The following is an 8574-nucleotide window of genomic DNA, read 5'->3' on the forward strand; positions in this document are numbered from 1 at the left end:
ATCAGGTGTTCTTTAATATTACGTAGCGTTGCACTTGGTGTGTTAATCTAAGATTCATAAAATCAGTAAACGGTATGAAGATGACATATCGGCCTGTTTATTAGCGTTGCGAATTGACTTAGATAATACCTTAAGCAATATAATGGAGGCGCGTATCGGTTTAGGAGGTATGTCTAGTGTCCCCTTATTGGCAAAGCATTCGCAATCTAAGTTATTAAATAGCAAGTTTAACGAAGTTAGCTTCAAAAACGCAGCACAGGTTTTACCTAAAGATGTAACACCATTGAGTGACGTCAGAGCCAGTAGAGAATATCGCATGCATGTTATTCAACGTTTGATTATCCAAAGTGGTAAAGAGCTATTTAATCAGATAAAGCATAATACTAATCACGCTATGTCCATTAGCCAAATTTACAAAGAGTAAGTCATGAGTCATCATTCGCCTTTATTTGACAGCTATGAAGTCAGACGCCAAAGACCTCCCAAAAATAAAATAGGTGAGTCAACAAAACACGATAGCGCCATAAACCATGTTATGGGTAGCGCAGAATATGTAGATGACATTGCAAAGCCTATTAATACCTTACATTTAGCTATTGGTAAAAGTGATTTTGCCCATGCGCACATTCAACACATTAACCTAGATGCTGTATGGTCATCTGAAGGAGTCGTTGATGTAATTTGTTTTAAGGATTTACCTGCTCAGACGGATATCGGACCAGTATTTAAAGGCGATCCTTTAATAGCAGATACAAAAGTTGTATATGTGGGACAAACTATATTTGTCGTAGCCGCCACAAGTCATCGTGCTGCAAAAAAAGCGATTGCTAAAGCGGTAGTCGATTATCAGCCACTGCCTGCCCTATTAACTATTGATGATGCCTTAAAACAAAAACAGTTTGTACGCCCAAGTTATACCATGCAACGGGGTAAATATCATGCAGCTTTAAAAAATGCTCCAATTACTTTAACTGGCGCCATTCATATGCTGGGGCAAGAGCATTTTTATTTAGAAGGTCAAGTGGCTTATGTGATTCCTAGCGATGACGGTGGTTTAGAAGTGTATACTTCCTCACAGCACCCAAGTGAAGTCCAACAGTTGGTCGCTGAAGTTACAGGTCTACCCTTTCATAGCGTGAATACTATTGTGCGTCGTATGGGAGGCGCATTTGGTGGCAAAGAAACGCAGGCGGCGGCGTGGGCTTGTATGGCAGGTATAATGGCAAAACGTCACAACGTGCCAGTCAGCATGCGCCTAGACAGACAAGATGACATGGTTGTCACAGGTAAACGTCATGAGTTCTCTAACCGTTATAAAGTTGGTATTGATGAGACGGGCAAAATCCAAGGCGTTGATATGCAATTGGCGGCCTTATGTGGTTATTCACCCGATCTATCTGATGCCATTGTTGATAGAGCTATGTTTCATTGTGATAATGCTTATTATTATCCTACTGCAAGCATTGTTGGTCATCGCTGTCGCACTCATACTGTCTCAAACACTGCCTATCGCGGCTTTGGTGGACCTCAAGGATTAATGACCGCGGAATATATGATTGACCATATTGCCTACAGTTTAGGAAAAGATCCTTTAGAAGTTCGGTTAAATAATTTATATCAAAATGGTCAACAGACCCATTATGGGCAACCCATTGAACACTTCGATTTATCCGAATTAATGGAGATGCTAGTTAAGGATAGTGATTATTATAAGCGCCGTGATGAAATTATTCATATAAACAAACAAGCAGCTATCAATGGTCATCCTAAAAGACGTGGTATTGCACTTACCCCCGTCAAATTTGGCATTTCATTTACGGTACAGACCCTTAATCAGGCAGGGGCATTGGTTCATATTTATACTGACGGCAGTATTCATCTCAATCATGGCGGTACTGAAATGGAACAAGGGCTGTTTGTTAAAGTAGCCCAAGTTATTGCAAATGAATTCGCAGTTGATTTGGACACCGTGAAGGTTTCAGCTACCCAAACTGATAAAGTGCCTAACACCTCCCCTACAGCCGCTTCTTCAGGTACCGACCTAAATGGCAAGGCATCTCAAGATGCTTGTCGGACTATAAAAAATAGGCTTATCAAATTTGCTTGTGACTTCTTTAAGGTTGAACAATCAGATATTTGTTTTAAAAATAACCATGTGCATATCACAAATATTGATAGCTTGGACGATAACGGGACTCAAGATAACCTTAAATTTGATGATAATAGATTTGATAACAAAGTTAAAAATGTTAACCATACTAATAAGTGCCGCAAAGTATTTACTTTTGCTGAGTTCGTGACATTAGCATATAAGAACCGAGTAAGTTTATCAGCTACCGGCTTCTATAAAACGCCCAAGATATTTTATGAAAGAGATAAAGCATGGGGACGCCCGTTCTTATATTATGCATTAGGCGCAGCTTGCAGTGAGGTTGAAATAGATACGATAACCGGTGTTTATCAGGTTTTGCGCTGTGATATTTTGCATGACGTTGGACAATCTATTAATCCAGCGATAGATATCGGCCAAATTGAAGGCGGCTTCGTGCAAGGCATGGGCTGGTTGACCCAAGAAGAGCTTATTTGGGATGAAAATGGAAAATTCGCTTCAAACAGTCCAGCAAACTATAAAATCCCTACCGCACATGATATCCCGAAGCATTGGAATGTAAAGCTATACGAGCGCAAGAACAAAGAACAAACAGTTTATAACTCAAAAGCTGTAGGTGAACCGCCTTTTATGCTAGCAGCAAGCGTTTGGTGTGCCATTAACAATGCTGTTGCTAGTATTGCTGACTATTCTAAAAATCCTGAACTAGCGATGCCTGCCACACCTGAAGCAGTATTAAAGGCTGTGATTCACTTAGAAGGAGGCAAGTGGGGTCTTGACGATGATGATAAGGATGATTTAAATCCTCAATTGGATCCAAAAAATCCTTATCAATTATTTACCCCATATGTTGAGCATGAGACACATTATAAGCCTCCTAAAATAAGTCTGAGCGATGGTATACATATTTACAATACTGAACCAGATAATCAATCAAATGTTGCAGGTAGTAGAGGGCCTGCACAAAGTTTAGAGCCTAATACTAAATACTAAATACTAAATACTAAACAGTGAATACTAAACAGTGAATAGTGAATAGTGAAGATAACGCGATGATAGTATTGATAGTGATAATAATATAAATATAGAGGATCACTAATGGCTATACCTTTAAAATTAGTTAAACCTTTTAATTCAAACAAAAAAAATGATAAACATACTGGTAACGGTTGTCATGGTTCAAAAAAATGGTATAGCGCATTGTATCAGTGTCAACAACAAGGTTTGCCACATGTGTTAGTAACCATAGTCAAGGTTAGTGGCTCCGTCCCTAGAGACTTACAAGCAAAAATGGTGGTAACTGAGAAGGAAAGTTACGACACTATTGGTGGTGGCGGTTTAGAATTTGAGGTGATTAAAACGGCTAGAGTTTTGCTAACCTATAAATTACCGACCGAAGAGATTAAAGGCGATAAAAATCAGCATAAAATGGCGTATACTAAGCACTATCCTTTAGGAGCAAAACTTGGTCAATGCTGTGGTGGTAGTGTGACCGTATTATTTGAAAGTTTCAATTTAAAGCCACCTTTAACAATTCTGCTGTTTGGTGCAGGTCATGTAGCTTCAGCATTAGTAAGCATATTGGCACAGCTAAATTGCCAGGTTAGCTGGATAGATAATCGACCAAATATTTTTTCACCACAGCACCTAGAACAGCTACCAGCTCACATTACCCCCTATATAAGCGATGATCCTGTTGAGTTTATCCATGGATATAATAGCCCAAGCTACATATTGATTATGACGCATGATCATTCCTTGGATTTTGACTTAGTCAAAGCTGCCATTGAGATGAATAGACAGTCTACAACTTCACTTGAAGAATTAAATAATCTTGATCAGTCACATGCTCTACATAAATCCAATTCCCCAAATCCAAGTTTTGAAAACGCTAAGCGTGAACCAGCCTCTTATATAGGATGCATCGCATCCGAAACTAAGGCGAATAGATTCAGACAACGCCTAATTCAACGTGGCTTTACCCAAGCTGACATCCAATCTTTACATATGCCTATAGGCTTACCTATAGGTGGCAAAGAACCTATTGCCGTGGCTATTTCGATCATGGCTCAAGTCTTGCAGCAATATAATCAAAGCTAACATCAGCTAATCAAAGCTAAATACAGTACAACCAGAGTACAGCCTGAGTAAAACCTCAGCATCATCAATTAATCTAATAAAAAAATATACTATTTAAGGATATGGTATGACCTTACATATCTACCAAGCAAGACTGCTTCATTACCTAGTGTCAGATGAGGCTATAAATAACGGTTGTAATTCATCACCGTACTGTTTACAGCTTCAACAGCCCTTAATGCCCGTCAATCATGGCGATACGATCGCACCGGAATATATCCCAAAAGGGGCTTTGGTTATTGATGATAAAAGCGGTGTTATCATAGACTATGGCGCATCGCATGAGATTCTAGATAAGTATCAAAATGTTGAAGTTCATGACTATGGCGATAAGCTGATAATGCCGGGATTTATTGATACACATGTGCATTACCCTCAGCTTGATATTATTGCTGCTTATGGTGAACAACTATTGGATTGGCTCAATAATTATACTTTTGTAGCAGAAGTCAAATATGGAAATGCTGAATACTCTTGCGCTAAAGCTGAGTTCTTTTTAAACCAGTTATTTGCCAATGGCACAACCAGTGCCATGGTATTTGCAACCAGCCATTATTGCTCTGCCAATGAGTTCTTTAAAGCGAGTTCATTGCTAAATAGTCGAATGATATGTGGCAACGTTTTAATGGACCAAAACGCCCCGAATACGTTATGTGTCAATGCCATACAAGGTATTAAAGATACACAAAAGTTAATCGATAACTGGCATAACAATGGCCGTCAAATGGTGGCAATCACACCACGTTTTGCTATCACTTCTAGCCCTGAACAGTTAAAACTAGCTGGCAAGTTATATCTACAAAATAACGGCGTTTATTTGCAAACGCATTTAGCAGAAAACCAAGATGAAATTGCCGCAGTCAATGAGATGTATCCGCAATATCAAGGCTATTTAGATGTTTATGATCAAATGGGATTACTGGGTAGAAAAACTACGCTCGCACATGGTATTTATCTTAACGAATCAGAATATCAACGTTTACAACAAACGGGCACACAAATTTCACATTGCCCCACTTCAAATTTGTTTTTGGGCAGTGGGTTGTTTGATTTACCCAAAACGCTAAGCTTCACCGGAGTAAGTATTGCTACAGATGTTGGTGCTGAAACTAGCCTAAATCTTCTGTCTACTCTAAATGAAGCCTACAAGATTCAACAGCTCCAAGGCAACCGGTTGTCCGCTCATCAAGGCTTGTATCAAATCACCCTTGGCAATGCGCAATCTTTATGTTTAGAAGATAAAATTGGTAATTTTGCGAAAGGTAGTGAGGCCGACTTTGTGGTTATAGATCCTAAAGCAACTCCCCTATTAGAAAATCGGATATCCCAAACCAGTACTTTAGAAGAAGCATTATTTATATTAATGATGCTTGCCGATGACAGAGTGATTGAGCAGACATTTATCGCTGGTATAAGTCGATATAGAATAAAAAGGCATAATTAATGGTCAAATTAAGATAAAGCTAGATACTAATTTTAAAACCAACCTTCTTCCAAAAGATGCTCAGTATTACTTATCTCAAACTCTGAATGTAAATCATAAAATTCACCTGCGTCTTCAACTTTATCGAGTAAATCACGTTTGTAGATCGCTACAAACATAGCCAGAGAATACGCGGCACAGTGAATGGTCTTCTTAGGGTTAAAGGTAATATCAGTAAAGGCTTGATATTGCACTACCTCATCATATAATTCAGGGTGCTGTTTTAACGCGTTGATATAAAGCCAATCATAAAAGGTAGTTAAAGGTTCCACTTCCCATTGCATTCCAAAATAATCATATCCTGTGGGTTCACCCGATGAGATTAATCGTTCATCGTTTTTTGCCTGCCTAGGTTTCTCAGTTAGTAAATCTAGATAAGGCCCGCCCTTTTCAAATACTTTGCTGGCTTGAAAGGCATTTTCAACACTATACTTTTTACCATCGTCTGCAGTTATTTGTAAGCTATAAGGACTAAGTAGAAAACTTAATTTATTACCAGACTTAGTTGATAATTCCAACACATTTTTAAAACCATACTTTTTTCGTATGACTTGATGCAAATCATTAATAGTCTTTTTCTTCTGTCTAGTGGCAAAACCCACATGGCGTTCTACGCGAACCATATCCGTTTTTACTAAATTATCACTGCCTACTCTTGGCATAAAGACAGGTTTATATTCTATCGCCGTTTGTACTTGTTCCATACCATGTGCCTTGTTTGCTAATTATCTAATTGCTTTCTATTCAATTGCTTAAATGCCTAATTAATTTGAATAACTTTATCGAGGCAGTTTAACTTATTACAAAAAAATTATCTTGGTCAATTTATATCTATGAATATGAGTACTGACTAATTTCTTGTTTATAGTTTTTGGACTTGAGTATACTCATAAGATTGCGTTATATATCAGATATACAAGGTTAAAAATTAGCTTAGATTTATCATCAAAAAAAGGCTGAACCATAATTGGCCAGCCTTTGATAACAACCTACTCTTAATCGTATAGATTAAAAATACTAGCTATTACTCTTACTGCGAAGTTCATGTCTTAAAATTTTACCTACCGTGGACTTAGGTAGCTCATCAATAAACTCAATATGACGAGGGCATTTATAACCTGCTAGATTCTTTTTACAAAATTCTATAAGCTCTTTTTTGGTTAAGCTTGAATCATCAGCAACCACAAATAACTTAACTGATTCACCTTGTGACACATCCTCCACACCTACTACAGAGCATTCTCTAACTTTAGGATGCATCTCTACAACGCCTTCTATCTCATTTGGATAGACATTAAAGCCACTGACAATAATCATATCTTTTTTGCGATCAAAAAGTTTAACATAACCTTTTTCGTCTATAGCCCCTACATCACCAGTTTTCAGATAACCATCTTTAGTAAAGAACTTACTGTTATCCATGTTATGATAACCTTGAATAACGTTCATACCTTTGATACAGATTTCACCTTCTTGGCCCACTCCTAGTAAATTTTCTTCATCATCAAATATTTGAATATCAATACCTGGAAGAGGCATACCAATACTACCCGTAAATTCCTTATTGGAAAGAGGGTTTGCAGTTCCAACTTCTAGCGTTTCGGACATACCCCATCCTTCATGAATAGGTACACCAGTAGTTTCTAACCACTTACGCGCCATTTCAGGCGTAGCTGCCATACCGCCTGCTAAAGACAATCTTAATTTTGAGAAGTCTATTGAGCCAAAATCGGGATGATTCAGCAGGGCTTGAAATAAGGTATTCACAGCAGGAAGAAGATGAAACTCTTCTTTTTTAAGTAATTTAACAAAAGCATCAATATCACGAGGATTGGTAACAAGTAACATATGTTGACCGGTTCGGAACCCTAATAACGAAATAATAAAAGCAAAGATATGATACATCGGTAAGGCAACAACGCATGTCATTTGACCGTCTTTGTTCACATCATAATTTAAAGGCTTAAACCATTCATCATACTGATTAGTACCATACACCACATTATGATGAGAGATTAAAATCCCCTTGGCTGTACCAGTCGTGCCGCCAGTGTATTGAATCATGGCTAGGTCATTAGGTTTTACATCAGGACGCTTATATTTTAATTTTTTACCTTTCTTTAAAACATCTTTGAAACTTAGTTCTTTACAGCTTGAAGAGCCTGATAGATCATATTTAGGCACTGCTTTTTTGAGATGCTTTGCTGCTAAATTTATCAAAGCTCCTTTTGTCGTTCCCAACATATCACCAATAGTACTAACAACAACGGTTTCAACAGGAACTTTATCAATAATAGAGTCTAAGCTATGCGCAAATGGTTCAAGAATAAATATAACTTTAGCGTCAGCATCAATTAACTGATGTTTTAGCTCACGAGAGGTATATAAGGGATTGATTAAAGTTAAAACCATACCAGCACGTAATGCTCCAATAACAATAGGCAGATACTGGTTTACATTAGGCATCATTATACCGATAGATGACCCTTTTTTAAGGCCTAAACTTTGAATCCATGCTGCTATTTCTTTTGATATTTTATCTACATCGGCATAAGAATATGAGACGCCCATAGTGGTCATAAACTTATTTTTAGCATATTTAGTTAGGTATTCATCGAAAAAATCAATTAAAGATTCATTTTGAGGTGGCAGATCTTTAGCGACGCCTTCAGGATAGAGTTCGGTCCAAAACTTATTCATAGCTTACCTTCCATAGTTAATTTTTATACTTCAGCCTAGAAGCTATTGTATATGAATTACAATTAATCATTCGCTGTACCTATTTATGACTTAGATTCAACGATGAAGTGCAACGTTTAGAAATGATGAGAAGAAGAGTAAG

6 protein-coding genes are annotated in these 8574 nt (G+C 37.7%); 4 read left to right on the forward strand and 2 right to left on the reverse strand.

Annotation, left to right across the window (positions count from 1 at the left end; genetic code table 11):
* Window positions 1-61: 61 nt before the first annotated feature.
* The 4 genes from QZ265_RS08160 to guaD all read left to right on the forward strand — a co-directional run bounded on the left by QZ265_RS08160 (window position 62) and on the right by guaD (window position 5693).
* Window positions 62-424 carry a hypothetical protein gene (locus QZ265_RS08160; RefSeq protein WP_296405174.1) on the forward strand — a complete coding sequence of 121 codons (363 nt, stop codon included), beginning with the start codon at window positions 62-64 and terminating at the stop codon, window positions 422-424.
* Between the two features lie 3 nt (window positions 425-427).
* Window positions 428-3103 (forward strand): molybdopterin cofactor-binding domain-containing protein, encoded by a 2676-nt coding sequence (locus tag QZ265_RS08165; RefSeq protein ID WP_296405163.1) that lies wholly within the window; start codon window positions 428-430, stop codon window positions 3101-3103.
* Window positions 3104-3208: 105 nt separating this feature from the next.
* A complete protein-coding gene (xdhC, locus tag QZ265_RS08170) occupies window positions 3209-4210 on the forward strand; it encodes a xanthine dehydrogenase accessory protein XdhC (RefSeq protein WP_296405165.1) in 1002 nt (333 codons plus the stop codon).
* A gap of 106 nt (window positions 4211-4316) precedes the next feature.
* Window positions 4317-5693 carry a guanine deaminase gene (gene guaD, locus QZ265_RS08175; protein ID WP_296405167.1) on the forward strand — a complete coding sequence of 459 codons (1377 nt, stop codon included), beginning with the start codon at window positions 4317-4319 and terminating at the stop codon, window positions 5691-5693.
* Between the two features lie 32 nt (window positions 5694-5725).
* Here guaD and QZ265_RS08180 read toward each other — a convergent pair whose 3' ends face one another.
* Together QZ265_RS08180 and QZ265_RS08185 are read right to left on the reverse strand one after the other, a co-directional pair.
* Window positions 5726-6436, reverse strand: a complete 711-nt coding sequence (locus tag QZ265_RS08180) for a hypothetical protein (RefSeq protein ID WP_296405170.1) — start codon at window positions 6434-6436, stop codon at window positions 5726-5728.
* Between the two features lie 313 nt (window positions 6437-6749).
* Window positions 6750-8432 carry an AMP-binding protein gene (locus QZ265_RS08185; protein WP_296405172.1) on the reverse strand — a complete coding sequence of 561 codons (1683 nt, stop codon included), beginning with the start codon at window positions 8430-8432 and terminating at the stop codon, window positions 6750-6752.
* Window positions 8433-8574 lie beyond the last annotated feature (142 nt).

Source organism: Psychrobacter sp. (assembly GCF_018260395.1).
Classification (GTDB): domain Bacteria; phylum Pseudomonadota; class Gammaproteobacteria; order Pseudomonadales; family Moraxellaceae; genus Psychrobacter.